The 26,698-nt window shown below is 44.4% G+C and carries 31 protein-coding genes, 2 tRNA genes and 3 rRNA genes; all 36 read left to right on the top strand.

Annotation, left to right across the window (positions count from 1 at the left end; genetic code table 11):
- The first annotated feature begins 21 nt into the window (after positions 1–21).
- Positions 22–1,494: a Y-family DNA polymerase gene (locus J1N51_RS08735; RefSeq protein ID WP_208830447.1), complete on the top strand. Its 1,473-nt coding sequence runs from the start codon at positions 22–24 to the stop codon at positions 1,492–1,494.
- Positions 1,491–4,604, top strand: coding sequence for an error-prone DNA polymerase (locus J1N51_RS08730; RefSeq protein WP_208830445.1), 3,114 nt, complete (start codon positions 1,491–1,493; stop codon positions 4,602–4,604). The genes J1N51_RS08735 and J1N51_RS08730 overlap by 4 nt, the downstream gene beginning before the upstream one ends.
- Before the next feature lie 164 nt (positions 4,605–4,768).
- A complete protein-coding gene (locus J1N51_RS08725; protein ID WP_208830443.1) occupies positions 4,769–6,541 on the top strand; it encodes an acyl-CoA dehydrogenase C-terminal domain-containing protein in 1,773 nt (590 codons plus the stop codon).
- A 321-nt stretch (positions 6,542–6,862) separates the two neighbouring features.
- Positions 6,863–7,174 carry a 30S ribosomal protein S10 gene (gene rpsJ, locus J1N51_RS08720; protein ID WP_208830441.1) on the top strand — a complete coding sequence of 104 codons (312 nt, stop codon included), beginning with the start codon at positions 6,863–6,865 and terminating at the stop codon, positions 7,172–7,174.
- Positions 7,175–7,198: 24 nt separating this feature from the next.
- Complete coding sequence (gene rplC / locus J1N51_RS08715; RefSeq protein WP_208830439.1) at positions 7,199–7,837, top strand: 50S ribosomal protein L3; 639 nt, start codon at positions 7,199–7,201, stop codon at positions 7,835–7,837.
- 14 nt (positions 7,838–7,851) lie between these two features.
- On the top strand, positions 7,852–8,457 hold the full coding sequence (rplD, locus tag J1N51_RS08710) for a 50S ribosomal protein L4 (RefSeq protein WP_208830437.1): 606 nt from the start codon (positions 7,852–7,854) through the stop codon (positions 8,455–8,457).
- Positions 8,454–8,759 (top strand): 50S ribosomal protein L23, encoded by a 306-nt coding sequence (gene rplW, locus J1N51_RS08705; protein ID WP_208830435.1) that lies wholly within the window; start codon positions 8,454–8,456, stop codon positions 8,757–8,759. Before rplD ends, rplW begins: the two co-directional genes overlap by 4 nt.
- Before the next feature lie 14 nt (positions 8,760–8,773).
- Positions 8,774–9,598, top strand: a complete 825-nt coding sequence (rplB, locus tag J1N51_RS08700; RefSeq protein WP_208830433.1) for a 50S ribosomal protein L2 — start codon at positions 8,774–8,776, stop codon at positions 9,596–9,598.
- 16 nt (positions 9,599–9,614) lie between these two features.
- Positions 9,615–9,893 (top strand): 30S ribosomal protein S19, encoded by a 279-nt coding sequence (gene rpsS / locus J1N51_RS08695; RefSeq protein WP_155696653.1) that lies wholly within the window; start codon positions 9,615–9,617, stop codon positions 9,891–9,893.
- A 10-nt stretch (positions 9,894–9,903) separates the two neighbouring features.
- Entirely contained in the window at positions 9,904–10,233 is a 330-nt protein-coding gene (rplV, locus tag J1N51_RS08690) for a 50S ribosomal protein L22 (RefSeq protein WP_208830431.1), read from the top strand.
- An 11-nt stretch (positions 10,234–10,244) separates the two neighbouring features.
- Positions 10,245–10,949 (top strand): 30S ribosomal protein S3, encoded by a 705-nt coding sequence (gene rpsC / locus J1N51_RS08685; RefSeq protein WP_208830429.1) that lies wholly within the window; start codon positions 10,245–10,247, stop codon positions 10,947–10,949.
- A gap of 9 nt (positions 10,950–10,958) precedes the next feature.
- The gene (rplP, locus tag J1N51_RS08680; protein WP_208830427.1) at positions 10,959–11,372 is read left to right on the top strand and encodes a 50S ribosomal protein L16; all 414 of its coding nucleotides are present in this window, start codon (positions 10,959–10,961) and stop codon (positions 11,370–11,372) included.
- Positions 11,372–11,566, top strand: a complete 195-nt coding sequence (rpmC, locus tag J1N51_RS08675; RefSeq protein WP_208830425.1) for a 50S ribosomal protein L29 — start codon at positions 11,372–11,374, stop codon at positions 11,564–11,566. The genes rplP and rpmC overlap by 1 nt, the downstream gene beginning before the upstream one ends.
- Complete coding sequence (gene rpsQ / locus J1N51_RS08670; protein ID WP_208830417.1) at positions 11,566–11,823, top strand: 30S ribosomal protein S17; 258 nt, start codon at positions 11,566–11,568, stop codon at positions 11,821–11,823. Before rpmC ends, rpsQ begins: the two co-directional genes overlap by 1 nt.
- Positions 11,824–12,093: 270 nt before the next feature.
- Positions 12,094–12,462: a 50S ribosomal protein L14 gene (rplN, locus tag J1N51_RS08665; RefSeq protein WP_208830415.1), complete on the top strand. Its 369-nt coding sequence runs from the start codon at positions 12,094–12,096 to the stop codon at positions 12,460–12,462.
- Between the two features lie 10 nt (positions 12,463–12,472).
- Entirely contained in the window at positions 12,473–12,787 is a 315-nt protein-coding gene (gene rplX, locus J1N51_RS08660) for a 50S ribosomal protein L24 (RefSeq protein WP_208830413.1), read from the top strand.
- A gap of 14 nt (positions 12,788–12,801) precedes the next feature.
- Positions 12,802–13,341: a 50S ribosomal protein L5 gene (rplE, locus tag J1N51_RS08655; RefSeq protein WP_208830412.1), complete on the top strand. Its 540-nt coding sequence runs from the start codon at positions 12,802–12,804 to the stop codon at positions 13,339–13,341.
- Positions 13,342–13,352: 11 nt separating this feature from the next.
- Complete coding sequence (gene rpsN / locus J1N51_RS08650; RefSeq protein WP_208830410.1) at positions 13,353–13,658, top strand: 30S ribosomal protein S14; 306 nt, start codon at positions 13,353–13,355, stop codon at positions 13,656–13,658.
- Between the two features lie 20 nt (positions 13,659–13,678).
- On the top strand, positions 13,679–14,071 hold the full coding sequence (gene rpsH / locus J1N51_RS08645) for a 30S ribosomal protein S8 (RefSeq protein ID WP_208830408.1): 393 nt from the start codon (positions 13,679–13,681) through the stop codon (positions 14,069–14,071).
- A 13-nt stretch (positions 14,072–14,084) separates the two neighbouring features.
- On the top strand, positions 14,085–14,618 hold the full coding sequence (gene rplF / locus J1N51_RS08640; RefSeq protein ID WP_208830406.1) for a 50S ribosomal protein L6: 534 nt from the start codon (positions 14,085–14,087) through the stop codon (positions 14,616–14,618).
- 9 nt (positions 14,619–14,627) lie between these two features.
- On the top strand, positions 14,628–14,978 hold the full coding sequence (rplR, locus tag J1N51_RS08635; protein WP_208830404.1) for a 50S ribosomal protein L18: 351 nt from the start codon (positions 14,628–14,630) through the stop codon (positions 14,976–14,978).
- A 9-nt stretch (positions 14,979–14,987) separates the two neighbouring features.
- Positions 14,988–15,488, top strand: coding sequence for a 30S ribosomal protein S5 (gene rpsE / locus J1N51_RS08630; protein ID WP_208830402.1), 501 nt, complete (start codon positions 14,988–14,990; stop codon positions 15,486–15,488).
- 6 nt (positions 15,489–15,494) lie between these two features.
- Positions 15,495–15,677 carry a 50S ribosomal protein L30 gene (gene rpmD, locus J1N51_RS08625; RefSeq protein ID WP_208830400.1) on the top strand — a complete coding sequence of 61 codons (183 nt, stop codon included), beginning with the start codon at positions 15,495–15,497 and terminating at the stop codon, positions 15,675–15,677.
- 3 nt (positions 15,678–15,680) lie between these two features.
- Complete coding sequence (gene rplO / locus J1N51_RS08620) at positions 15,681–16,112, top strand: 50S ribosomal protein L15 (protein WP_208830398.1); 432 nt, start codon at positions 15,681–15,683, stop codon at positions 16,110–16,112.
- Positions 16,113–16,125: 13 nt separating this feature from the next.
- A complete protein-coding gene (gene secY, locus J1N51_RS08615; RefSeq protein ID WP_208830396.1) occupies positions 16,126–17,484 on the top strand; it encodes a preprotein translocase subunit SecY in 1,359 nt (452 codons plus the stop codon).
- A 17-nt stretch (positions 17,485–17,501) separates the two neighbouring features.
- Positions 17,502–17,615: a 50S ribosomal protein L36 gene (rpmJ, locus tag J1N51_RS08610; RefSeq protein ID WP_105051509.1), complete on the top strand. Its 114-nt coding sequence runs from the start codon at positions 17,502–17,504 to the stop codon at positions 17,613–17,615.
- Between the two features lie 111 nt (positions 17,616–17,726).
- On the top strand, positions 17,727–18,083 hold the full coding sequence (gene rpsM, locus J1N51_RS08605; RefSeq protein ID WP_208830394.1) for a 30S ribosomal protein S13: 357 nt from the start codon (positions 17,727–17,729) through the stop codon (positions 18,081–18,083).
- A gap of 16 nt (positions 18,084–18,099) precedes the next feature.
- Positions 18,100–18,489, top strand: coding sequence for a 30S ribosomal protein S11 (gene rpsK, locus J1N51_RS08600; protein ID WP_155696621.1), 390 nt, complete (start codon positions 18,100–18,102; stop codon positions 18,487–18,489).
- Positions 18,490–18,511: 22 nt separating this feature from the next.
- Positions 18,512–19,132, top strand: a complete 621-nt coding sequence (gene rpsD / locus J1N51_RS08595; protein ID WP_208830392.1) for a 30S ribosomal protein S4 — start codon at positions 18,512–18,514, stop codon at positions 19,130–19,132.
- Positions 19,133–19,156: 24 nt separating this feature from the next.
- Positions 19,157–20,149, top strand: coding sequence for a DNA-directed RNA polymerase subunit alpha (locus J1N51_RS08590; RefSeq protein ID WP_208830383.1), 993 nt, complete (start codon positions 19,157–19,159; stop codon positions 20,147–20,149).
- A 33-nt stretch (positions 20,150–20,182) separates the two neighbouring features.
- Positions 20,183–20,584 (top strand): 50S ribosomal protein L17, encoded by a 402-nt coding sequence (gene rplQ / locus J1N51_RS08585; protein ID WP_208830381.1) that lies wholly within the window; start codon positions 20,183–20,185, stop codon positions 20,582–20,584.
- An 857-nt stretch (positions 20,585–21,441) separates the two neighbouring features.
- Positions 21,442–22,977 (top strand): 16S ribosomal RNA (locus J1N51_RS08580).
- A gap of 70 nt (positions 22,978–23,047) precedes the next feature.
- A tRNA-Ile gene (locus tag J1N51_RS08575) sits at positions 23,048–23,124 on the top strand.
- A 31-nt stretch (positions 23,125–23,155) separates the two neighbouring features.
- Positions 23,156–23,231: transfer RNA gene (locus tag J1N51_RS08570), tRNA-Ala, on the top strand.
- 295 nt (positions 23,232–23,526) lie between these two features.
- Positions 23,527–26,402: ribosomal RNA gene (locus tag J1N51_RS08565) — 23S ribosomal RNA — on the top strand.
- A gap of 111 nt (positions 26,403–26,513) precedes the next feature.
- Positions 26,514–26,628, top strand: a 5S ribosomal RNA gene (rrf, locus tag J1N51_RS08560).
- Together the 16S, 23S and 5S rRNA genes with 2 tRNA genes alongside form the textbook arrangement of a ribosomal RNA operon.
- The last annotated feature ends 70 nt before the right edge of the window (positions 26,629–26,698 follow it).

Here is a 26,698-nt window from a genome sequence, read left to right as displayed (position 1 = left end):
AAAGGCTTATCAGGTAGCGCGATGCAGTGGCTTTACTTGTCGTTTCATTCTTTACAGCTAGAAAGCTCTAGTAACTTATCTCAAGAAACTGAACCTGTGATCATTGTCGACCCAAGACACCATGAGGTCGTTCAGTTTAATGCGTTTGCGAGAACGCTCGGGATCAAGGTGGGAATGGGATTGGCGATGTCCTTATCGTTGAGCCAAACCCTTAAAGTTTTAGAGTATCAACCTGAAATAGAGCAAGAGAGGCTTTTTGAATTAGCCGAACGACTGTACAAGTTGACTGCGGATATTGCTTTAGATCCACCAAATGGTCTGTTTTTACGGATTGATAATATGCTGCGTCTTTATAAAGACATTAGTGATTATTGGCTAGCAGTCACAACTTGTTTTGCCGATCAGGCATTGAGCTTTTATTACGCCTCGGCGCCGAGTCCGAGAATGGCAAAAGTATTAGCGCAAGCCAAAGTCAATGTTTTGTATACCAACCCTGATGAGTCCATAACAGCACTAAAACAACTACCGATTGATTACTTACAGATAAGTCCAAAACAAAAGGAGCAACTTCATAGAGTCGGCATAAAGACCATCGCAGAATTACTAGATATTCCTCTAAAGCAACTGGCCAAACGCTTTGACTTACCTTTGTTTACTTACCTTGGCCAGCTGACAGGAGAATTACATACCAAATTAGCCTTGTTTAGCCCAAAGCTCGAATACCGACGTACGTTAGAGCTGATGTACGAAATTAGTAATGCCGAAGTGTTACAGCATCCAATTAAAAAACTATTAAAAGAACTCGAAACGTATTTAAAAATCCGTAATAAAGTTGCGCAAACCTTGTGCTTTGAATTGTGTTACCGGTACAACGAGTTTATTTCAATGTACGTAGAGCGTGGGGATGGTGAGTACCGAGCGAGTAAGTGGTTGTCGTTGGTTCGACTGCAACTAGAGTCGGTAAAGTTGGCTGAGCCAGTCGTAAGTATTCGGTTGATATGTACTCGTTTAGTGTCGCAGTCAGCGCGGGTGAATGATTTGTTTAATCAGCAAGCGAGCGCTCTAGAATCACAAGAGCTGTGTGCCATGTTACAAGCTAAGCTAGGACGTGAGCACGTATACCGAATGTACCATCGGCATGCTTTAGAGCCATCTAAAGTGACAGTCTTGTCTCCCCTCAATGACATTACTGAGACTAGGAAGGCCGTATCAACACAAGCGTCTAGCGATTCACGTTTGGGGACGATTTCTAAAGGAACGTTTTGGCAACCAACTAGTCTGTTAGACATTAGACCTAGTTATTTGCAGGCGATACCGAGCGAGCTAAAAGAGCAAGTGACGATACTATCTGGTCCTGAGCGTATTACGTCTGGTTGGTGGGAGTTTGCCCCTACATGTCGAGACTACTATGTGGCAGAAAACCAGCAAGGTAAAAAGCTTTGGATATTCAGAACGCCAAATCAGCAGTGGTTTGTCCATGGGTATTTTTCATGAGCCGTATTTATCCGGGGTATGCGGAGTTATGTAGTTTTACTAACTTCAGCTTTTTAACAGGGGCGTCCCACCCAGAAGAAATCGTAGAGCAGGCGACCGCCTATCAATACCACTCTATAGCAATTACCGATGAATGTTCTGTTGCTGGCGTTGTCCGAGCATACAGTCACATCAAAGAGCATCATTTACCCATTCGTTTAATCATTGGAAGTCACTTTACTTATCAACAGAGTCTGAGGTTAACGTTATTGTGCCCAAATCGAAAAGCGTATGCAGAGCTATGTCGGGTGATCACAAATGCAAGACGCCGGTGTGAAAAAGGTGAATATGAGCTTAATGCATGGGATTTACGCTCGGTAAGAGAGTGTTTTGTTATTTGGCACCCAAGTGGTGAATTAGATAAAGACCGTCAAGATGCCAAATGGCTATTAAGTTTAAATGGGCGATGGCCCGAACAATTGTATTTAGGTCTCACCAAAGTACTTAATCATGGAGAGCATAGATACGTTAAAACCTGCGAGAAATTAGCGGCAGATTTTAATTTACCTATTATTGCTTGTGGCCAAGTGTTAATGCACGACCCACAGCGCCTACCGTTACAACATGTGTTGACTGCAACACGATTAGGAACTCAAGTTGAACAGCTAGGTCGTGCCGCACTTAGTAATGCAGAACAATGCATTCGACCACCTAATAAACTTGCTGCGTTATACAAAACAGAGTGGTTATTAAATTCAGTTCTTTTGGCTGAGCAATGTGAATTTGACCTTGGTGAATTGCGATATGAATATCCTTCTGAGCTGATCCCAAAACAACAGACACCGTCAGAGTATTTGCGAACGTTAGTAGAAGCAGGTGTTAAAAAACGTTTTCCGGAAGGCCCAACAGAAGAGGTGAAAGGACTGATAGAAAAAGAATTAGGCCTTATCGCTGAGATGCAATACGAACACTTTTTTATCACTATCTATGACATTGTGCAGTATGCCAAGCGCAAAGGGATTCTATATCAAGGGCGGGGCTCAGCGGCTAATTCCGTAGTGTGTTATTGCTTAGAAATTACGGCGGTGGATCCTTCTCAAATCAACGTGCTTTTTGAGCGTTTTATCTCAAAAGAGCGCAATGAGCCACCTGATATTGATGTCGACTTTGAGCATCAGCGCAGAGAAGAAATTTTTCAATATATTTATCAAAAATACGGTCGTAATCATGCCGCTATTGCTGCAACCGTAGTGACATATCGAACCAAAAGCGCAATTCGAGAGGTTGGAAAAGCGCTCGGGTTTGAAGAGCTACAGTTGGATTTTTTTATTAAAAATATCAACCGACGCGACCGACAGGCTTATTGGTTCGAACAACTCAGCGAATTAGGGTTGAACCCACAGTCGGAAAAAGGAAAACAATTTATTTTGCTGGTGGAGCAAATTAAAGGATTTCCTCGTCACCTATCTCAACACGTTGGCGGTTTTATCATTTCCTCTGGACCACTACATGAGCTAGTCCCAGTCGAAAATGCGGCGATGGATGGCCGAACTGTTATCCAGTGGGACAAAGATGACTTAGAGAGCTTAGCGCTATTGAAAGTTGATGTCCTTGCTTTAGGTATGCTAACTGCCATTCGAAAGTCCTTTGCTTTAATCAAAGCACACTATCAGCGTTCAGTAAGTATCGCTGATATTACGGCGATGGGGGATGACCTTGAAGTATATGAAATGATCAAGCAAGCGGATACGGTTGGGGTCTTCCAGATCGAATCACGAGCACAGATGAGCATGTTACCTAGGCTTAAACCTAAGACTTATTATGACCTGGTGATTCAAATTGCAATTGTAAGGCCTGGGCCAATTCAAGGAGGTATGGTGCACCCATACTTAAAAAGGCGAGAGGGCATTGAGCCTGTTGATTATCCGTCTAAAGAAGTAGAGGCTGTATTATATCGGACCTTGGGAGTACCTATATTTCAGGAACAGGTTATTAAGTTGGCTATGGTGGCAGCCGGTTTTACCGGTGGTGAAGCCGACCAACTGCGCAGAGCAATGGGCAAATGGAAACGCAACGGCCAGCTTAACCAATTTCGTCAAAAGCTGGTGGCGGGGATGTCACAGCGAGGTTACAGTGAAGAATTTGCAGAGCGTATTTTCCAGCAAATTTGCGGGTTTGGTGAATACGGGTTTCCTGAGTCACATTCTGCTAGTTTTGCTGTTTTGGCTTATGTTTCTGCATGGTTGAAACACCACTATCCTGAGGCTTTTTATTGCGGCTTGTTAAATAGTCTACCAATGGGTTTTTATGGGCCTGCGCAACTGATACAAGATGCAAAGCGCCACGATGTATTGATTTTACCCATCGATATTAACTATTCGGAGTGGGACCATTCGCTTGTGGAAGGTGAACCGGAGCTTTCAGGCTTGGCTATTCGTTTGGGGTTTAGACTCGTGAAAGGGATTAAACAAACAACGATAGAGCGAATTGTAGGTGTTCGTACAAAACAGGGGCACTTTAAAAATATTGCTGAATTAAAGCGTTTAAAAATTCCGAGTAATGAAATGCAGGCGCTGGCCAGTGCAGACGTTTTTAAAGGTATTGCGGGAAATCGATATGAAACGCGTTGGCAAATGATGGATTTAGAAACTGAACTTCCCTTGTTTAGACACCTATCCGATCCTTCACAGCAAGCCTTATCTACCCAACCAACACAATATCAGACATTGATAGAGGACTATGCGGCGACGGGTCTGAGTCTGGATCATCATCCAATTACGTTGTTAAAAGAACAGGGACAATTAGGTCGCTATACTCCTGCAAACGAATTACGCCTGTGTCGCCACAAAACACCCGTTACTGTTGTTGGAGTGGTAACGGGTCGACAGAGTCCGGGCACTGCGTCAGGTGTAACCTTCATGACCCTCGAAGATGATACCGGCAATACTAATGTTGTCGTGTGGGTTGCTACAGCTCGTGCTCAAAAACAAGGTTTTCTGACATCCAAGGTACTTAAAGTGAAAGGGATTTTGGAACGAGAGGGTGAAGTGATCCACGTAATAGCGGGTAAACTCATTGATTTAACCAGTGAATTAGAAGGGCTCAAAACTAAAGCTCGAGACTTTCATTAGTTGCAACATCGACAGCACAGTAATAAAAGTGGAGAGATTAAACGCTTTAGCTACATTTAACGTAGATTTGACAACAAACGAGATGGTTTGACTATGTCATCCGACCAGTTATCATGTATAGTCAAAATCATAAAACACACAATAATTGTTTAAATGAGAGCATTATGAGTCAATACAACGCACCACTAAATGATATGAACTTTATCCTGTTTGATACTTTTAAAGTACAAGAGTTTTGGCAGGAAAACGCTCACCTATCAGAGAGCATCGATGTCGATACGGCCATGGCTATCTTAGCTGAGAGCGCCAAAGTAACTGAAGAGGCGATTGCACCATTTAGCCGTGCTGCTGATGAAGAAGGCGTAAAATTTGATAGTGGTGATGTAACAACACCAGCGTCGTACAAAGACTCATATAATGTAGTAGCCGAAGGTGGTTGGATTGGTCTAGCAGGCAATCCAGAATTTGGTGGTATGGGTATGCCTAAGTCTATCACTGCTATGCATGAAGAAATGATGTGTTCTGCAGACTTGGCTTTTGCACTTTATCCGGGACTAACGGCTGGTGCGTGTTTGGCGATTAATGCACACGCTTCAGAAGAGCTTAAAGAACTTTACCTTCCAAATATGTATTCTGGTCAGTGGACTGGCTCAATGTGTTTAACTGAAGCTCACGCTGGTACTGACCTTGGTCTTATCAAAACGAAAGCAGTGCCAAATGATTGCGGTAGTTATGACATTACTGGTAGCAAAATTTTCATTTCAGGTGGTGAGCACGACCTAACAGAAAATATCATTCATTTAGTACTAGCAAAATTACCTGACGCACCGGAAGGTTCTCGCGGTATTTCACTATTCTTAGTACCAAAAATTAATGTTGATGCGCAAGGCAATCTACAAGAACCTAACGCTGTTAGTTGTGGCTCTATTGAACACAAGATGGGTATTCACACAAGCGCAACATGTGTGATCAATTTTGATGGCGCTAAAGGTTACTTAGTTGGTGAGGTGAACAAAGGCCTTGCTGCTATGTTTACAATGATGAACTACGAGCGCCTGTTAGTTGGACTTCAGGGTCTTGGTGCCGCAGAACGCTCATACCAAAACGCTAAACTTTACGCCATGGACCGTGGTCAAGGTAAAGGCGTAGAGCGCATGACGGATAAAGACTGTGATCCGATTGTTGTTCACCCTGATGTACGCCGTATGCTTCTAAATATGCGTGCTATGAACGAGGCTGCCCGTGCATTTGGTACCTATGTTTCTATCCAGTTAGATGTTGCCAAGTTCAGTGACGATAAAGAGCAGGCAAAATTAGCCGACGCTAAAGCGCAACTGTTAACTCCAATTGCTAAAGCATTTGTTACCGACACTAGCTTAGAAGGTTGTATTGCCGGCCAACAAGTATTGGGCGGTCACGGTTACGTACGTGAATGGGGTCAAGAGCAGCTTGTACGTGATTGTCGCATTACTCAAATTTATGAGGGTACCAACGGCATCCAAGCACTAGACCTAATGGGTCGTAAAGTCGCTATGGATAAAGGTGCTACTTTAAATTCTATCATTGATGAAATAAAAGCGTTCGCCTCGGACAATAACTCAGTTAATGCTTCTTTAATGTCAGAGTTAAACAAAGCAGCTGACTTATTAAAAGAAACAGCCGACACAGTATTAGCTGAAGCTGCAACAGATAAAAATGCTATTGGTGCTGCGTCAGTGGACTTCTTACATCTTGCTGGTTATGTACTGTATGCATATATGTGGGCGAAAATGGTGGTTGCTGCAGAATCATTAGAAGGTAATGAAGCACTAGCGGAAAGTAAGAAGCTTACCGCTAATTATTACTTTGCGCGTTTATTACCGCGTATTCATAGTCTAAAAGCTCAAATCGAGTCTGGTGCTGAATTGTTGTATACTTTTTCAGCAGAACAAGTGTAAATAAAATAACAGGTTATCGCGGCGTGCCTTGCGCCGCTTTGCTTTTCTCAACATTTAGTCTTAAATAAATGTTGCATTTATAATCAAAAACTATACAATGCGCACTCCCTGAAATTCCGTAAGGACAGTTTTAGGGACAAACCGAAATATTTAGATGCTCTTTTTATCGGTTTGAAACACTGACAATTAGTCAGTGAATATACAGGAGTCCCGATTTGGGATTCATTAAATAGATAAAGGAACACCGCTTATTACCGGTAAAACGGGGATAACGCGATGTTTTTTTATGCTCTTTCTAAAATGCTCTTTTTGAGGAATAAAATGAACAGTCAACGTATTCGTATCCGATTGAAAGCGTTCGACCATCGATTAATCGATTCGTCAACACAAGAAATCGTTGAAACGGCAAAGCGTACAGGCGCGCAGGTTCGTGGTCCTATTCCACTACCTACTCGTAAAGAACGCTTCACTGTATTGGTATCTCCACACGTAAACAAAGATGCGCGTGATCAATACGAAATTCGTACGCACAAGCGTCTAATCGACATCGTTGAGCCAACAGAAAAAACTGTTGACGCTCTTATGCGCTTAGATCTTGCTGCTGGTGTAGATGTTCAGATCAGTCTGGGTTAATCGAGAGATTAAAGGGGTTTCAAAATGACTATTGGTCTAGTCGGACGTAAAGTGGGAATGACTCGTGTCTTCACTGAAGATGGCGTATCAATTCCTGTTACGGTAATTGAAGCAACACCTAACCGTGTTACTCAAATCCGTAACGAAGAAACCGACGGTTACCGCGCTCTTCAGGTGACTGCTGGCTCTAAAAAAGCGAACCGTGTAACTAAGGCACAAGCTGGCCACTTTGCGAAAGCAGGTGTTGAAGCTGGTCGTGGTTTATGGGAGTTCCGCTTAGCCGCAGCTGAAGGCGAAGGTATCGAAGTTGGTAGCGAAATTACTGTAGAAGTATTTAACGACGCTAAGTTAGTAGATGTTACTGGCACGTCAAAAGGTAAAGGTTTCCAAGGTGGTGTTAAGCGTCATAATTTCTCGATGCAAGACGCGACTCACGGTAACTCACTTTCTCACCGTGCTCCTGGTTCTATTGGTCAAAACCAAACACCAGGTCGTGTATTCAAAGGTAAGAAAATGGCCGGCCAAATGGGTAACGTTCGCACTACTACTCAAAACCTTGAGTTAGTACGTGTTGATGCAGAGCGTAACTTACTTCTAGTTAAAGGCGCTGTACCAGGTGCAATTGGCGGCGACGTCATCGTTAAACCTGCTGTTAAAGCGTAATCCGGAGAATAGTGATGAAATTAGATTTTGCAGGCGCAAACGGCGCTGTTGAAGTTTCAGAAGCTACTTTCGGACGTGAGTTCAATGAAGCATTAGTACACCAAGTTGTAACTGCATACGCTGCAGGTGCACGTCAAGGTTCTAAAGCTCAAAAAACTCGCTCAGAAGTTAGCGGTGGTGGTAAGAAGCCATGGCGTCAAAAAGGAACAGGTCGTGCCCGTGCTGGTACAATCCGTTCTCCAATCTGGCGTTCTGGTGGCGTAACTTTCGCAGCTAAGCCACAAGATCATTCACAAAAAGTGAATAAGAAAATGTACCGTGGTGCGATCAAAAGCATCCTTTCTGAGCTAGTTCGTCAAGAGCGTTTCGTGGTTGTTGAAAACTTTGATGTTGAAACACCAAAAACTAAAGCACTTGCTGCTAAGTTAAATGAAATGAGCTTAAAAGACGTATTGATCATTACTGAAGAAGTGTCTGAGAACTTGTTCTTATCAGCACGCAACTTGTACAAAGTTGACGTACGTGATGTAGCAACTATCGACCCAGTTAGCTTGATCGCGTTTGATAAAGTATTGGTTACTGCTGGTGCAGTTAAGCAAATTGAGGAGATGCTAGCATGATAAGCGAAGAACGTTTGTTAAAAGTATTAGTAGCTCCACATGTTTCTGAAAAGACTACTTTAGCAACAGAAGCGAACAATACATTAGTATTTAAAGTTGCTGTAGACGCTACAAAAGAAGAAATCAAAGCTGCTGTTGAAAAGCTTTTTGAAGTTGAAGTTAAGAAAGTTAACTCTCTTAACGTTAAGGGTAAGGCTAAGCGTACTGGTATGCGTATGGGTCGTCGTAAGAACTGGAAGAAAGCTTACGTGACACTTGCAGAAGGTCAAAGCCTTGATCTTGAAGACGGCGCAGCAGAGTAATTGGAGAGTAAAAAATGGCTCTAGTAAAATGTAAACCAACATCTGCTGGTCGTCGTCATGTGACGAAAGTAGTTAACCCTGACTTACACAAAGGTGCACCATACGCTCCTCTTTTAGAGAAAAAATCTAAAACTGGTGGTCGTAACAACAATGGTCGTATCACTGTACGTCACATCGGTGGTGGTCATAAGCAACACTACCGTATCGTTGACTTCAAACGTAACAAAGACGGTATCCCAGCAACAGTTGAGCGTTTGGAATATGATCCAAACCGCAGCGCAAACATCGCTTTAGTTCTTTACGCAGACGGTGAACGTAAGTACATCATCGCGCCTAAAGGTCTTAAAGCTGGTGACCAGATTATTTCTGGTGTTGATGCACCAATCAAGCCTGGTAATGCTATGCCTATGCGTAACATGCCAGTTGGTAGTACTGTACACAACGTTGAGCTTAAGCCTGGTAAAGGCGCACAGCTTGCACGTTCTGCAGGTGCATATGTGCAAATCCTAGCACGTGACGGTCAATACGTTACTTTACGTCTTCGTTCAGGCGAAATGCGCAAGGTATTAGCTGATTGTCGTGCAACTTTAGGTGAAGTAGGTAACGCTGAGCACATGCTTCGTCAGCTTGGTAAAGCTGGTGCAAGCCGTTGGCGCGGTGTTCGTCCGACTGTCCGTGGTGTTGTAATGAACCCGGTTGATCACCCGCACGGTGGTGGTGAAGGTCGTACTTCTGGTGGTCGTCACCCGGTTACTCCTTGGGGTAAACCGACTAAAGGTGCTAAGACTCGTAAGAATAAGCGTACGGACAAGTACATTGTTCGTCGTCGTAATAAATAATTAGTGAGGTAATACCATGCCACGTTCTCTCAAGAAAGGTCCTTTTATTGACCTACACTTGCTGAAGAAGGTTGAAGCAGCCTTGGAAAGCGGGAACAAGAAACCAATTAAAACTTGGTCTCGTCGCTCAATGATCATTCCTGACATGATCGGATTGACCATCGCTGTCCATAATGGTCGTCAACACGTTCCTGTGTTTGTATCTGACGAAATGGTTGGCCATAAGTTAGGTGAATTTGCACCTACTCGTACGTACCGCGGTCACGCGGCTGACAAGAAAGCTAAGAAGAAGTAAGGAGTAGATAATGGAAGCTTTAGCTAAACATCGTTTTGCCCGTACTTCTCCACAGAAGGCTCGCTTGGTAGCTGACCAGATTCGTGGTCTACCAGTCGATAAGGCGTTAGACGTATTAACATTCAGCAACAAAAAAGCTGCTGTATTGGTGAAGAAAGTTCTTGAATCTGCAATCGCGAATGCTGAGCATAACGAAGGCGCAGACATCGATGAACTAAAAGTTGCGAAAATCATGATTGACGCAGGTCCAACTATGAAACGCATCAAGACTCGTGCAAAAGGACGCGCAGACCGCGTACTTAAGCGCTCTTCACACATTACTGTTGTAGTTGCGGACTAGGAGATTTACTAATGGGACAAAAAGTTCATCCTACGGGAATTCGCCTAGGTATCACTAAACCATGGGTTGCTACCTGGTACGCGAATACAAAAGATTACGCTAGTCAACTTAATGGCGACATCAAAGTTCGTCAGTATCTGACTAAAGAATTAAAGAACGCTTCAGTTTCAAAAATTACGATTGAGCGTCCTGCAAAGTCTATCAAGGTTACTATTCACACGGCTCGTCCAGGTGTTGTAATCGGTAAGAAAGGCGCAGACGTTGAAAAACTTCGTAACGTTGTAGCGAAATTGACAGGCGTACCTGCTCAAATCAACATCGCAGAGATCCGCAAGCCGGAATTAGATGCACAGCTAGTAGCTGAAAGCATCTCAAGCCAGCTTGAGCGTCGTGTTATGTTCCGTCGTGCTATGAAGCGCGCGGTACAAAACGCAATGCGTGTTGGTGCAAAAGGTATCAAAGTTGAAGTAAGCGGTCGTTTGGGCGGTGCTGAGATTGCACGTTCAGAATGGTATCGTGAAGGTCGTGTACCACTACACACTTTACGTGCTGATATCGACTATGCAACTTCTGAAGCATTAACTACTTACGGCATCATCGGTGTTAAAGTATGGATCTTTAAAGGTGAAGTACTTGGTGGTTTCGGTTCTATCTCTCAAGAAGAGCCAAAACAACCTAAACCAGCGAAGAAGCGTCGTAGCAAAAGCGCTAAGTAGGAGTAGACGATGTTACAACCAAAACGTACAAAATTCCGTAAGCAGCACAAAGGTCGCAACCGCGGTCTAGCGCAGAACGGTAACAAGGTTAGCTTTGGTACTTTCGGCCTTAAGGCTACTGGCCGTGGTCGTATGACTGCACGTCAAATCGAAGCAGCTCGTCGTGCAATGACACGTCACATTAAACGTCAAGGTCAAATCTGGATCCGTGTATTCCCTGACAAACCAATCACGGCTAAGCCGCTTGAAGTTCGTCAAGGTAAAGGTAAAGGTAACGTTGAATACTGGGTTGCGGAAATTCAGCCTGGTAAAGTACTTTACGAAATGGACGGTGTTGAAGAAGGTTTGGCACGTGAAGCGTTCCGCTTAGCGGCACGTAAACTGCCATTCAAAACCACTTTTGTAACTAGAACGGTGATGTAATGAAAGCTAGCGAACTTAAAGATAAAACTGTAGAAGAGCTACAAGCTGAACTACTAGGTTTGTTACGTGAGCAGTTCAACTTGCGCATGCAACAATCTTCTGGTCAACTAGCTCAAACACACTTACTACGTGAAGTACGTCGCAACATTGCACGTGTTAAAACAGTAATTGCACAAAATAAGGCAGGTGCGTAATGAGCGAAAATATCCGTACATTACAAGGCCGCGTTGTTAGCGACAAGATGGACAAGTCTATCGTTGTTGCAATCGAACGCTTTGTTAAACACCCTATCTACGGTAAATTCGTTAAGCGTACAACTAAGTTGCACGCACACGACGAAAACAACCAATGTGGTATCGGTGACACGGTAACTATCCGTGAATGTGCGCCAATTTCTAAGAACAAATCTTGGACTTTGGTTGACGTTGTAGAAAAAGCAAAAGTTCTTTAATTTTTTAAAGAAAATAGCTTAGAAAAACCGGGGCTTTTGCTCCGGTTTTTTATTTTTGGTTTCGGCCAGCGAAAAAGATCAGTAGATGCAGCAACCACTTATAAATTTGTTGTCGATTATTATTTAATCAAACCGCGAATTAGGTTGTATTTCGACCATCACTTAGTTATACTTGCGCGCCCTTTTGTAGGGGGTAGCCAATAATGGCTAGAAAGCAGCTGGTCCGAAAGGACATTGAAGTATAAAACTTAATTTAGCGGAGCACTAAACATGATCCAAATGCAAACTACGTTAGATGTGGCTGATAACTCAGGCGCACGACGCGTACAGTGTATTAAGGTTCTTGGTGGCTCTCACCGTCGTTACGCCGGTATCGGTGACATCATTAAAGTTACTGTTAAGGAAGCAATTCCTCGCGGTAAAGTTAAAAAAGGTGATGTTCTTAACGCGGTGGTAGTTCGCACTAAAGCAGCGATTCGTCGTCCAGATGGCCAAGCCATCCGTTTCGACAGTAATGCCGCTGTTATTTTGAACGCCAACTTGCAGCCAATCGGAACTCGTATTTTCGGTCCTGTTACTCGCGAACTTCGCGGTGATCAGTTCATGAAAATCGTGTCATTGGCACCTGAAGTAATTTAAGGAGCTAAAAATGGCAAGCAAAATTCGTCGTGAAGATGAAGTAATCGTCATCGCTGGTAAAGATAAAGGCAAAACTGGTAAAGTTTTGAAAGTTATCACTGGTACTGACCGATTAATCGTAGAAGGCGTGAACCTTATCAAGAAACACCAAAAGCCTGTACCACAACTACAGCAACCTGGTGGCATTGTTGAAAAAGAAGCGTCAGTAAACGTATCAAATGTTGCGATCCTTAACCCAGAAACGGGTAAAGCTGATCGTGTAGGTTTTAAATTTGAAGACGGCAAAAAAGTTCGTTTCTTCAAATCTAATGGTAAAACTATCTAATCTTGGAGTATACGATGGCGAAACTGCATGATACTTATAAAGACAGCGTAGTGCCTGAACTAATGAAACAGTTCGGCTACACATCTGTCATGCAAGTCCCTCGACTTGAGAAAATTACCCTGAACATGGGTTTGGGTGAAGCTTTAGCGGATAAAAAAGTACTAGAAGCAGCGACTGCTGACATGCAATCTATTGCTGGTCAGAAGCCTGTTGTTACTCGTGCACGTAAGTCAGTTGCTGGCTTTAAAATTCGTGAAGGCTACCCAATCGGTGCCAAGGTAACTCTACGCGGCGAGCGTATGTGGGACTTTTTAGAGCGTTTAATCACTATCGCTCTTCCTCGTGTTCGTGACTTCCGTGGCTTAAATCCTAAGTCATTCGACGGTCGCGGTAACTATAGCATGGGTGTACGCGAGCAAATTATCTTCCCTGAAATCGATTTTGATAAAGTAGACAAGGTACGTGGTTTAGATATCACTATCACTACATCTGCTAAGTCAAATGAGGAAGGTCACGCTCTGTTAGCTGCTTTCAACTTCCCATTTAAAGGATAAGGTGTAGAGTTATGGCTAAACAATCTATGAAAGCACGTGACGTAAAACGTGCCAAATTAGTAGAAAAATACGCTGCTAAACGTGCCGAGTTAAAGGCAATCATCAAAGACGTTAACACGTCTGACGAAGATCGTTGGGCAGCAGTGCTTAAACTTCAAGAGCTTCCTCGTGATTCAAGCCCTTCACGTCAACGTAACCGTTGTAACGTGACAGGTCGTCCACATGGTTACTTACGTAAGTTCGGCCTTAGCCGTATCAAACTACGTGAAGCAGCTATGCGTGGTGAAGTTCCAGGCCTTAAAAAGGCTTCTTGGTAAGAATCTGGGAGTATTGAAAGATGAGCATGCAAGATCCTATCGCGGATATGTTCACCCGCGTACGTAACGGTCAAATGTCTAACAAGGTAGCCGTTACAATGCCTTCATCAAAGTTGAAAACAGCTTTAGCTGAACTTTTGAAGAGCGAAGGTTTTATTGCTGATTACGAAGTATCAGGTGACGTTAAGAAAGAATTAAACGTTACTCTTAAGTACTTCGAAGGTAAGCCAGTAATCGAAACAATTAAACGCGTTAGCCGTCCTGGTCTTCGTATCTATAAGAAGACTACAGACCTACCTAAAGTAATGGGTGGTCTAGGTATTGCTATCGTTTCTACATCAAAAGGTTTGATGACTGACCGTGCAGCTCGTAAAGCGGGCATCGGCGGCGAAATCATCGGCTACGTAGCATAATAGGAGAGTCAGAATGTCTCGAGTAGCAAAAGCACCTATTACTGTTCCTGCCGGTGTTGAAGTTGCAATTAACGGCCAGGAAGTAAAAGTTAAAGGTAAAGTAGGCGAGTTAGCGTTGAACGTTAACGAAGCTGTTGAAGTTGTTCTAGCGGACAACGAAGTACGTACCTTACCTCGCGATAGCTTTGCTGATGCGTGGGCACAAGCTGGTACAGCTCGTGCGACTATCAACAACTTAGTTGTTGGCGTTAGCGAAGGTTTTGAGAAACGTTTGATTTTAAATGGTGTTGGTTACCGTGCAGCGGTAAAAGGCAACGTTTTGAACCTATCTTTAGGTTTCTCACACCCAGTTGATTTTGAAATTCCAGCTGGCGTGACTATCGAAGCACCTTCTCAAACTGAGATCGTTGTTAAAGGTGCAAGTAAACATTTAGTTGGTCAAGTTGCAGCGAACATTCGCAAGTATCGTGAACCAGAGCCGTATAAAGGCAAAGGTATCCGTTACAGCGATGAAATCGTTCGTCGCAAAGAGGCGAAGAAAAAGTAAGGTAAGACGATGGATAAGAAAACAGCTCGTTTACGTCGTGCCAAGCGCGCTCGCAGAACGTTTATCGAAAACGGTGTTACTCGTTTAGTAATGCACCGTACGCCTCGTCACGCTTACGCTCAGGTAATTTCTCCTGAAGGTAAGGTGTTAGCGGCGGCGTCGACTGTAGAAAAAGATATCCGCTCTGCGGTTAAGTCTACAGGTAACGTTGAAGCTGCAGCTGCGGTTGGTAAAGCAATTGCAGAACGTGCGGTTAAAAATGGCGTTGAGAAAGTGTCATTTGACCGTAGCGGTTTTAAATATCACGGCCGTGTAAAAGCGTTAGCAGACGCTGCACGCGAAGCCGGTCTTCAGTTCTAGGAGCAGCTCATGTCTAATGTAGAAGCAAAACAAACAGAATTCGAAGAAAAGCTTATCGCGGTTAACCGTGTATCAAAAGTAGTTAAGGGTGGTCGTATTTTCTCGTTCACAGCTTTAACTGTTGTTGGTGACAAAAACGGCCGTGTAGGTTTTGGCTATGGTAAAGCGCGTGAAGTTCCAGCTGCTATTCAAAAAGCAATGGAAAAAGCGCGTCGTAACATGGTAAACGTTGAATTAACTAACGGAACATTGCAACACCCTATCAAGGGTCGTCACTCTGGTTCTAAAGTTTACATGCAGCCAGCTTCTGAAGGTACAGGTATCATCGCCGGTGGCGCGATGCGTGCAGTACTAGAAGTAGCAGGTGTACATAACGTACTATCTAAATGTTACGGTTCAACTAACCCAATCAACGTAGTTCGCGCAACAGTTGACGCACTTGCAGGTATGAAATCACCTGAACAAGTTGCTGCTAAGCGTGGTCTAAACGTTGACGAAATCTTGGGGTAATGCACCATGGCTAAGAAGACGATTAAAGTAACACAAACTCGTAGCTCTATCGGTCGTTTACCGAAGCATAAAGCTACTTTACGTGGCTTGGGTTTACGTCGTATCAACCACACTGTTGAGTTAGAAGACACAGCATGTGTACGTGGTATGATCAACCAAGTTCATTACATGGTTAAAGTGGAGGGGTAATCGATGCGTTTGAATACTCTATCTCCAGCACCAGGTGCTAAGTCAGACAAGAAACGTGTTGGTCGCGGTATCGGTTCTGGTTTAGGTAAAACTGGTGGTCGTGGACACAAAGGTCAGAAATCACGCTCAGGCGGAAGTGTTAAGCCAGGTTTTGAAGGTGGTCAAATGCCTTTACAACGTCGCTTACCGAAGTTCGGTTTCACTTCTCGTAAATCGTTGGTAACTGATGAAGTAACATTGTCTGAAATCGCTAAGGTAGAAGGCGACATCGTTTCTTTAGAAACTTTGAAAGCTGCTGGCCTAGTGAAAAAAGACATGCTTTTCGTTAAAGTTGTTAAATCTGGCGAAATCGCTCGTTCAGTAACTGTAGCTGGTCTACGTGTTACTAAAGGTGCGGCTGAAGCTATCGTTGCAGCTGGCGGAAAAGTAGAATAAGGACAAGTACATTATGGCTAAACCAGGATTAGATCTACAAAGCGGACAAACAGGATTCACCGAGTTAAAACAACGTTTAATGTTTGTTTTTCTTGCGATAGTCGTTTTTCGACTGGGTTCTTTTGTTCCAATTCCTGGGATAGATGCTGCAGTACTAGCTGAATTATTCGAACAGCAAAAGGGTACCATCGTAGAAATGTTTAACATGTTCTCCGGTGGTGCGCTTGAGCGTGCTTCGGTATTAGCGTTAGGTATCATGCCATACATAACTGCATCGATTATCATGCAGTTATTAACGGTTATGCACCCTTCTTTAGCTGAGCTGAAGAAAGAAGGTGAGGCAGGTCGTAAAAAGATCAGTCAATATACACGTTATTTCACGTTAGTATTAGCGACATTCCAGTCGTTCGGTATCGCTACTAGCCTACCAAATATGATGCCAGGTCTGGTTTTAAACCCAGGTCCAGGTTTCTATTTCACAGCGGTAGTGAGTTTGGTTACTGGTACCATGTTCTTAATGTGGTTAGGTGAACAAATTACTGAGCGTGGTATCGGTAATGGTATTTCAATACTAATTTTCACCGGTATTGTTGCAGGGTTGCCATCTGCGATAGGCCAAACAGCAGAGCAAGCACGTCAAGGCGAGCTTAATGTGTTGTTACTATTGTTGATTGCAGTGATTGTTTTTGCGGTTACATACTTTGTTGTTTTCGTAGAACGTGGTCAACGTCGTATCGTTGTTAACTACGCTAAGCGTCAACAGGGTCGCCAAGTGTTTCAGGCACAAAGCTCTCATTTACCACTTAAGGTAAATATGGCTGGCGTAATACCACCAATTTTTGCTGGTAGTATTATCATGTTCCCAAGCACAATTGCAGCTTGGTTTGGTACTGGAGAAGGTGCCGTTGCAGACTTTTTGCAGCAGTTATCTCTTACATTATCACCGGGACAACCCCTATATGTGATGTTGTACGCAGCTGCTATAATTTTCTTCTGTTTTTTCTACACCGCGTTGGTTTTCAACCCGAGAGAAACAGCTGATAACTTGAAGCGCTCAGGTGCATTCATTCCAGGTATCAGACCAGGTGAACAAACGTCTCGTTTTATCGACAAGGTAATGACACGTTTGACACTAGCAGGCGCAATGTATATTACGTTCGTTTGTTTAGTTCCTGAGTTCATGATGATTGCTTGGAACGTTCAATTTTACTTTGGCGGCACATCGTTGTTAATCATCGTTGTTGTTGTCATGGATTTTATGGCGCAGGTTCAAACACTGTTGATGTCTCATCAGTATGATTCTGTTCTTAAGAAGGCAAACCTTGCAGGAAAAGCTTTAGATAAAGCCAACCTGAAAGGCTATAGCCGTTAGATTGCGGAGTTAAAGCAATGAAAGTACGTGCTTCCGTTAAGAAGATATGTCGTAACTGTAAAGTAATTAAGCGTTCAGGTGTTGTTCGCGTAATCTGTACAGACCCTAAGCATAAGCAGCGTCAGGGTTAATACGACGTAACAAAGCGGGCGGGAAGTTTTCTCGCCCATATTTACAAACGGTCATAGGTCGAGTATCCTAACGGGCTTTTCGACTGACCCAAAACTATAGGAGATGTGTTAGTGGCCCGTATCGCTGGCATTAACATTTCCGATCGTAAACACGCTGTAATCGCACTAACTGCGATTTTCGGTATCGGTAAAACTCGTTCAAAAGCAATTTTGGCGGCTACTGGTATCGCAGAAGATACGAAAATCGGAACATTATCTGAACAAGATTTAGATAAATTACGTGAAGAAGTTGGCAAGTACACTGTAGAAGGTGACCTTCGCCGTGAAGTAACTTTAAACATTAAACGTTTAATGGATTTAGGTTGTAACCGTGGTCTTCGCCACCGTCGTAGCCTTCCTCTACGTGGTCAGCGCACTAAGACTAATGCGCGTACACGTAAGGGTCCACGTAAACCTATTACTAAATAAGGCGAGGTAGCAAGAAATGGCAAAAGCTCCAACTCGTTCACGTAAAAAAGTAAAAAAGCAAGTTGCTGATGGTATGGCTCATATCCATGCTTCTTTCAACAACACAATCGTTACTTTAACCGACCGTCAAGGCAATGCATTGTCTTGGGCTACTGCAGGTGGTTCAGGTTTCCGTGGTTCACGTAAATCTACACCATTCGCTGCACAGGTAGCGGCTGAACGCGCAGGCGAAGCAGCAAAAGAGTACGGTTTGAAGAATATTGAAGTGTTCGTCAAGGGCCCAGGTCCAGGTCGTGAATCTGCAATCCGTGCGTTAAACGCAGTGGGTTACAAGATCACTAACATTACTGACGTGACACCAATTCCTCATAACGGTTGTCGTCCGCCTAAGAAACGTCGTGTATAACGACTGTTAGTGGAGAAAGAACATGGCAAGATATTTGGGTCCAAAGCTAAAGCTTAGTCGTCGCGAAGGAACAGACTTGTTCCTTAAAAGTGGCGTACGTGCAATAGATACAAAATGTAAGCTCGACACTGCACCAGGTCAACACGGCGCTCGTAAGCCTCGTTTGTCTGACTACGGTTTGCAGCTTCGTGAAAAACAAAAAGTACGTCGTATTTACGGTGTTTTAGAAAAACAATTCCGTAACTACTACAAAGAAGCAGCTCGTATTAAAGGTAATACTGGTGAGAACCTATTACAACTTTTAGAGAGCCGCTTAGATAACGTTGTTTATCGTATGGGTTACGCAAGTACTCGTGCGGAAGCTCGTCAGCTAGTTAGCCACAAGTCAATTGTTGTTAACGGTAGCGTAGTGAACATTCCTTCCTACAAAGTGTCTGCAAATGACGTAGTTGCTGTTCGTGAAAAATCGAAAAAGCAAGGTCGTATCATTGCAGCTCTTGAGTTAGCTGAACAACGTGAAAAACCGACTTGGATTGAAGTAGATAGCAAAGAGATGTCTGGTACGTATAAAGCGAACCCAGAGCGCTCTGAATTGTCTGCAGAGATTAACGAACAGTTAATTGTTGAACTTTACTCTAAGTAAAGTTGAAACATAAGAGGATATAAAATGCAGGGGTCTGTAACTGAATTCCTTAAGCCTAGGCTTGTAGATATTGAACAAGTTAGTGCAACTCGAGCAAAAGTAACGCTTGAGCCATTAGAGCGTGGTTTTGGCCACACACTTGGTAATGCGTTGCGTAGAATCTTGTTGTCGTCTATGCCTGGTTGTGCAGTAACCGAAGTAGAAATCGACGGCGTACAGCACGAATACAGTGCAAAAGAAGGTGTACAGGAAGATGTGATCGAAATTCTGTTAAACCTAAAAGGTTTGGCAGTTCGCGTAGAGGGTAAGGACGAAGTTACTTTGACTTTAAACAAGTCAGGTATTGGCCCTGTTACAGCTGCTGATTTTCAGCACGATGGTGATGTAGAAATCATCAACCCTGAGCACGTAATTTGTAACTTAACGAGCGAAAGCTCTGAAATTTCAATGCGTGTAAACGTGCAGCGTGGCCGTGGTTATGTTCCTGCTTCTGCGCGTGTGTCCTCAGACGAAGAAGATCGTCCAATTGGTCGCTTACTTCTAGACGCATCTTTCAGCCCGGTAGAGCGTATTGCTTACTCAGTTGAAAGTGCTCGTGTAGAACAGCGTACTGATTTAGATAAATTGATCATTGATATGGAAACGAATGGCACTTTAGATCCTGAAGAAGCTATCCGTCGTTCTTCTACTATTCTAGCTGAACAGTTAGAAGCGTTCGTAGACCTACGTGACGTTACTGAAGTACAGCAAGAAGAAGAGAAGCCAGAATTTGATCCGATTCTATTACGTCCAGTAGACGATCTAGAATTGACTGTTCGTTCAGCGAACTGTTTGAAAGCTGAACAAGTACAATATATCGGTGATTTAGTACAGCGTACTGAGGTTGAGTTACTTAAAACTCCTAACCTTGGTAAGAAGTCTCTAACAGAAATCAAAGACGTATTAGCGTCTCGTGGTTTATCTCTTGGCATGCGCCTAGAGAACTGGCCGCCGGCTAGTCTGTTAGATAACGACTAAATTTTTAAACGAATTAGTTAGAAGGAAAAGCTCATGCGCCATCGTAAGAGTGGTCGTCAATTAAACCGCAACAGCAGTCATCGTCAAGCGATGTTCCGTAACATGGCGGGTTCTTTGGTGAAGCATGAAATCATCAAAACAACGTTGCCAAAAGCTAAAGAATTACGTCGTGTGATCGAACCATTGATCACTATGGCTAAGTCTGACAGCGTAGCAAACCGTCGTCTTGCTTTCGCTCGCACACGTGATGCGGAAGTAGTAGGTAAGCTATTTACTGATTTAGGTCAGCGTTACAGTGAACGTCCAGGTGGTTACACTCGTATTATCAAGTGTGGTTACCGTACTGGTGATAAAGCACCAATGGCGTACATTGAACTGGTTGATAGACCAGAACTTGATGCAGATGCTGAAGTAGTTGAAGCTACTGAAGAATAATAAAAGAGCCGGGTTTGTCCCGGCTTTTTTATAAAATATATAAAAGGGCTTGCCGCGACGCAGCCCTTTTGTTTTATTGATACTTATCTACTTATCTACTTATCTACTTATCTACTTATCTACTTATCTACTTATCTACTTATCTACTTATCTACTTATCTACTTATCTACTTATCTACTTATCTACTTATCTACTTATCTACTTATCTACTTATCTACTTATCTACTTATCTACTTATCTACTTATCTACTTATCTACTTATCTACTTATCTACTTCTCGCATCAAAATGAGTTTTGTAACTAAGAGGATCATAAATATAAGAGTAAATACTTCAGATCACTAATCGCGGGCGCTGGCATCCAATTAATTACAACTCTGAACGTGTACTTTTCGACCATTATTCGATGGAAAACTATAAAAAATGGATCATATAGCGCTTTATTTGGACAAACAGGGCAAAAATACAAGTTTTTTGAAAAAAGATCTTGCGAATAAAAATAACCTCCCTATAATGCGTCCTCGTTGTCAGGGAGACATCGGGTCGTAAGAGGGTTTGTTCACTTCGATTTGATTTCAGATTTAAAAGTCTTCAAAAAAGATTTTGAAAAAACGTTGACAACAAAACGACGCAATGTAAAATGCGCGTCCCGGTTGAGACAGAGTCTTAACCCAGTCTACGGACTAAACGTTCTTTAACAATTTAGTAATTAATTATTTGTGTGGGCACTCCGTTGAGTAGTAACAAAATAAGCTAGAGTCTCTTATGAGACAGGCTAGCAACTTGTAAACTATTCATTGAGTGTCTGAACGAAAATTTATTTGAACAGAATTCGATGAGTAGTGATTAAACTTTTTAAAGTGAAGAGTTTGATCATGGCTCAGATTGAACGCTGGCGGCAGGCCTAACACATGCAAGTCGAACGGTAACATGAACTAGCTTGCTAGTTTGATGACGAGTGGCGGACGGGTGAGTAATGCTTGGGAATTTGCCTTTAGGTGGGGGACAACAGTTGGAAACGACTGCTAATACCGCATGATAGCTACGGCTCAAAGGGGGCTTCGGCTCTCGCCTTTAGAGAAGCCCAAGTGGGATTAGGTAGTTGGTGAGGTAAAGGCTCACCAAGCCGACGATCCCTAGCTGGTCTGAGAGGATGATCAGCCACACTGGAACTGAGACACGGTCCAGACTCCTACGGGAGGCAGCAGTGGGGAATATTGCACAATGGGCGCAAGCCTGATGCAGCCATGCCGCGTGTGTGAAGAAGGCCTTCGGGTTGTAAAGCACTTTCAGCGAGGAGGAAGGTTAAGTAGTTAATACCTGCTTGATTTGACGTTACTCGCAGAAGAAGCACCGGCTAACTCCGTGCCAGCAGCCGCGGTAATACGGAGGGTGCGAGCGTTAATCGGAATTACTGGGCGTAAAGCGTACGCAGGCGGCTAAGTAAGTCAGATGTGAAAGCCCCGGGCTCAACCTGGGAACTGCATTTGAAACTGCTTAGCTAGAGTGCGACAGAGGGTGGTAGAATTTCAGGTGTAGCGGTGAAATGCGTAGAGATCTGAAGGAATACCAATGGCGAAGGCAGCCACCTGGGTCGACACTGACGCTCATGTACGAAAGCGTGGGTAGCAAACAGGATTAGATACCCTGGTAGTCCACGCCGTAAACGATGTCTACTAGCAGTTTGACTCTTAAGAGTTGTCTTGCGCAGCTAACGCATTAAGTAGACCGCCTGGGGAGTACGGCCGCAAGGTTAAAACTCAAATGAATTGACGGGGGCCCGCACAAGCGGTGGAGCATGTGGTTTAATTCGATGCAACGCGAAGAACCTTACCATCCCTTGACATCCAGAGAATTTTCTAGAGATAGATTAGTGCCTTCGGGAACTCTGAGACAGGTGCTGCATGGCTGTCGTCAGCTCGTGTTGTGAAATGTTGGGTTAAGTCCCGCAACGAGCGCAACCCTTATCCTTAGTTGCCAGCACGTAATGGTGGGAACTCTAAGGAGACTGCCGGTGACAAACCGGAGGAAGGTGGGGACGACGTCAAGTCATCATGGCCCTTACGGGATGGGCTACACACGTGCTACAATGGCAAGTACAAAGGGTTGCGAACTCGCGAGAGTAAGCGGATCCCATAAAGCTTGTCGTAGTCCGGATTGGAGTCTGCAACTCGACTCCATGAAGTCGGAATCGCTAGTAATCGTGGATCAGAATGCCACGGTGAATACGTTCCCGGGCCTTGTACACACCGCCCGTCACACCATGGGAGTGGGCTGCAAAAGAAGTGGATAGCTTAACCTTCGGGAGGGCGTTCACCACTTTGTGGTTCATGACTGGGGTGAAGTCGTAACAAGGTAGCCGTAGGGGAACCTGCGGCTGGATCACCTCCTTATATAGACTAGTTACACCTTCGAAGTGCCTACACAAATAATTAATTACGAAATATGAGAAGAGAATCCTGAAGGCCTGTAGCTCAGCTGGTTAGAGCGCACCCCTGATAAGGGTGAGGTCGGCAGTTCAAGTCTGCCCAGGCCTACCAATGCCTGAAAGGATTAAGTAACACTTAGTATGGGGCTATAGCTCAGCTGGGAGAGCGCTTGATTTGCATTCAAGAGGTCCGCGGTTCGATCCCGCGTAGCTCCACCATACTGAACGGTTTCTCTAAAATAAAGCTCTAAATAATACACATTTGCAAAAGTGTTTATTCTTTAGAGTCCTTTGTGACTCGTGCTCTTTAACAATTTGGAAAGCTGATAAATAAGGTAAACATTATTGTTTATTAAATTTGTTATTCAACAATTTAAAAATAATTTTGATTATCACTGTAAGAGAAAACTCAAGCGTTATTTATGTCAAAACGAACATGCCTATACAACATGTTTCGTTATAAATAAGACACAAGATGATGCATCCGAGAGTATGAGAATACTTAAGGTTGTATGGTTAAGTGAATAAGCGTATACGGTGGATGCCTTGGCAATTGGAGGCGATGAAGGACGTGTTAATCTGCGATAAGCGTGGTTAAGGTGATAAAAACCGTTATAGACCACGATTTCCGAATGGGGAAACCCACCCTTTTAGGGTATCGCTAAGTGAATACATAGCTTAGCGAGGCGAACCCGGAGAACTGAAACATCTAAGTACCCGGAGGAAAAGAAATCAACCGAGATTTCCTAAGTAGCGGCGAGCGAACGGGAAACAGCCGAATCAGCATGGTTTAGTGGAATGCTCTGGAAAGTGCAACGATAGTGGGTGATAGTCCCGTACACGACAAGCCATGTTGGACATATTAAGTAGGTCGGGGCACGTGAAACCTTGACTGAAGATAGGGGGACCATCCTCTAAGGCTAAATACTCCCAATTGACCGATAGTGAACCAGTACCGTGAGGGAAAGGCGAAAAGAACCCCTGTGAGGGGAGTGAAATAGAACCTGAAACCGTATACGTACAAGCAGTAGGAGCATACTTGTTATGTGACTGCGTACCTTTTGTATAATGGGTCAGCGACTTATATTTTGTAGCAAGGTTAACCGAATAGGGGAGCCGTAGTGAAAGCGAGGGTTAACTGCCCGTCTAGTTGCAAGGTATAGACCCGAAACCCGGTGATCTAGCCATGGGCAGGTTGAAGGTTGAGTAACATCAACTGGAGGACCGAACCCACTAACGTTGAAAAGTTAGGGGATGACCTGTGGCTAGGAGTGAAAGGCTAATCAAACCGGGAGATAGCTGGTTCTCCCCGAAATCTATTTAGGTAGAGCCTCGGACGAATACTTACGGGGGTAGAGCACTGTTTGGGCTAGGGGGCCATCCCGGCTTACCAACCCCATGCAAACTCCGAATACCGTAAAGTAATATCCGGGAGACACACGGCGGGTGCTAACGTTCGTCGTGGAGAGGGAAACAACCCAGACCGCCAGCTAAGGTCCCAAAGTTCATGTTAAGTGGGAAACGATGTGGGAAGGCTTAGACAGCTAGGAGGTTGGCTTAGAAGCAGCCACCCTTTAAAGAAAGCGTAATAGCTCACTAGTCGAGTCGGCCTGCGCGGAAGATGTAACGGGGCTAAACATGACACCGAAGCTGCGGCAGCGCATTTATGCGCTGGGTAGGGGAGCGTTCTGTAAGTGGTTGAAGGTGAGTTGAGAAGCTTGCTGGACATATCAGAAGTGCGAATGCTGACATGAGTAACGATAATGGGGGTGAAAAACCCCCACGCCGAAAGACCAAGGGTTCCTATCCCATGCTAATCAGGGTAGGGTAAGTCGGCCCCTAAGGCGAGGCAGAAATGCGTAGTCGATGGGAAACAGATTAATATTTCTGTACTTTTAATCATTGCGATGGGGGGACGGAGAAGGCTAGGTGAGCACGGCGTTGGTTGTCCGTGTGAAAGTATGTAGGTTGACTGCTTAGGTAAATCCGGGCGGTTAGAACTGAGATACGAGACGACGCTCCACGGAGCGGAAGTCATTGATGCCATACTTCCAGGAAAAGCCTCTAAGCTTCAGATGATTAAGAACCGTACCCCAAACCGACACAGGTGGTCAGGTAGAGAATACTAAGGCGCTTGAGAGAACTCGGGTGAAGGAACTAGGCAAAATGGTACCGTAACTTCGGGAGAAGGTACGCCGGTGCTGGTGATGAGACGCGCTCTCTAAGCTGGTGCCGGTCGCAGTGACCTGGTGGCTGCAACTGTTTATTAAAAACACAGCACTCTGCTAAATCGAAAGATGACGTATAGGGTGTGACACCTGCCCGGTGCCGGAAGGTTAATTGATTGGGTTATCTTCGGAGAAGCTCATGATCGAAGCCCCGGTAAACGGCGGCCGTAACTATAACGGTCCTAAGGTAGCGAAATTCCTTGTCGGGTAAGTTCCGACCTGCACGAATGGTGTAATGATGGCCACGCTGTCTCCACCCGAGACTCAGTGAAATTGAAATCGCTGTGAAGATGCAGTGTACCCGCGGCTAGACGGAAAGACCCCGTGAACCTTTACTATAGCTTGGCACTGAACATTGAGCCTACATGTGTAGGATAGGTGGGAGGCTTTGAAACTTGGACGCCAGTTCAGGTGGAGCCATCCTTGAAATACCACCCTTGTATGTTTGATGTTCTAACATTGGCCCCTAATCGGGGTTGTGGACAGTGCCTGGTGGGTAGTTTGACTGGGGCGGTCTCCTCCCAAAGAGTAACGGAGGAGCACGAAGGTTTGCTAAGTACGGTCGGACATCGTACGGTTAGTGTAATGGTAGAAGCAAGCTTAACTGCGAGACAGACACGTCGAGCAGGTACGAAAGTAGGTCATAGTGATCCGGTGGCTCTGTATGGAAGGGCCATCGCTCAACGGATAAAAGGTACTCCGGGGATAACAGGCTGATACCGCCCAAGAGTTCATATCGACGGCGGTGTTTGGCACCTCGATGTCGGCTCATCACATCCTGGGGCTGAAGTCGGTCCCAAGGGTATGGCTGTTCGCCATTTAAAGTGGTACGCGAGCTGGGTTTAGAACGTCGTGAGACAGTTCGGTCCCTATCTGCCGTGGGCGTTGGATGATTGAGAGGGGCTGCTCCTAGTACGAGAGGACCGGAGTGGACGAACCGCTGGTGTTCGGGTTGTCATGCCAATGGCATTGCCCGGTAGCTATGTTCGGAATCGATAACCGCTGAAAGCATCTAAGCGGGAAGCGAGCCTCGAGATGAGTCATCCCTAGACCTTTAAGGTCTCTAAAGGGTCGTTGAAGACTACAACGTTGATAGGTTGGGTGTGGAAGCGCTGTGAGGCGTTAAGCTAACCAATACTAATTGCCCGTGAGGCTTAACCATACAACGCTTAAGTGTTCTCGAGCACTGATAATCAAATTACCTTACAGCTTTCTAATTGTTAGAACATATTCGTAAACGGTGTTTTAGGACATCGATTACAAAACAGCTTTGCCTGGTGGCAATAGCGCTGTGGAACCACCTGACTCCATTTCGAACTCAGAAGTGAAACGCAGCTGCGGCGATGGTAGTTTGGCATTTGCCATGCGAGAGTAGCTCACCGCCAGGCTCCAATTGAATGATCCCTCGTACGTAAGTACGGGGGATTTTTTCGTTTTAGGCGTTAAACATTCAAGGCG

Origin of the sequence: Psychrosphaera ytuae (genome assembly GCF_017638545.1) — a bacterium.
GTDB classification, from domain to species: domain Bacteria; phylum Pseudomonadota; class Gammaproteobacteria; order Enterobacterales; family Alteromonadaceae; genus Psychrosphaera; species Psychrosphaera ytuae.
Note: the sequence above shows the minus strand (reverse complement) of the source record. Positions and strands in the feature narration are given on the sequence as shown.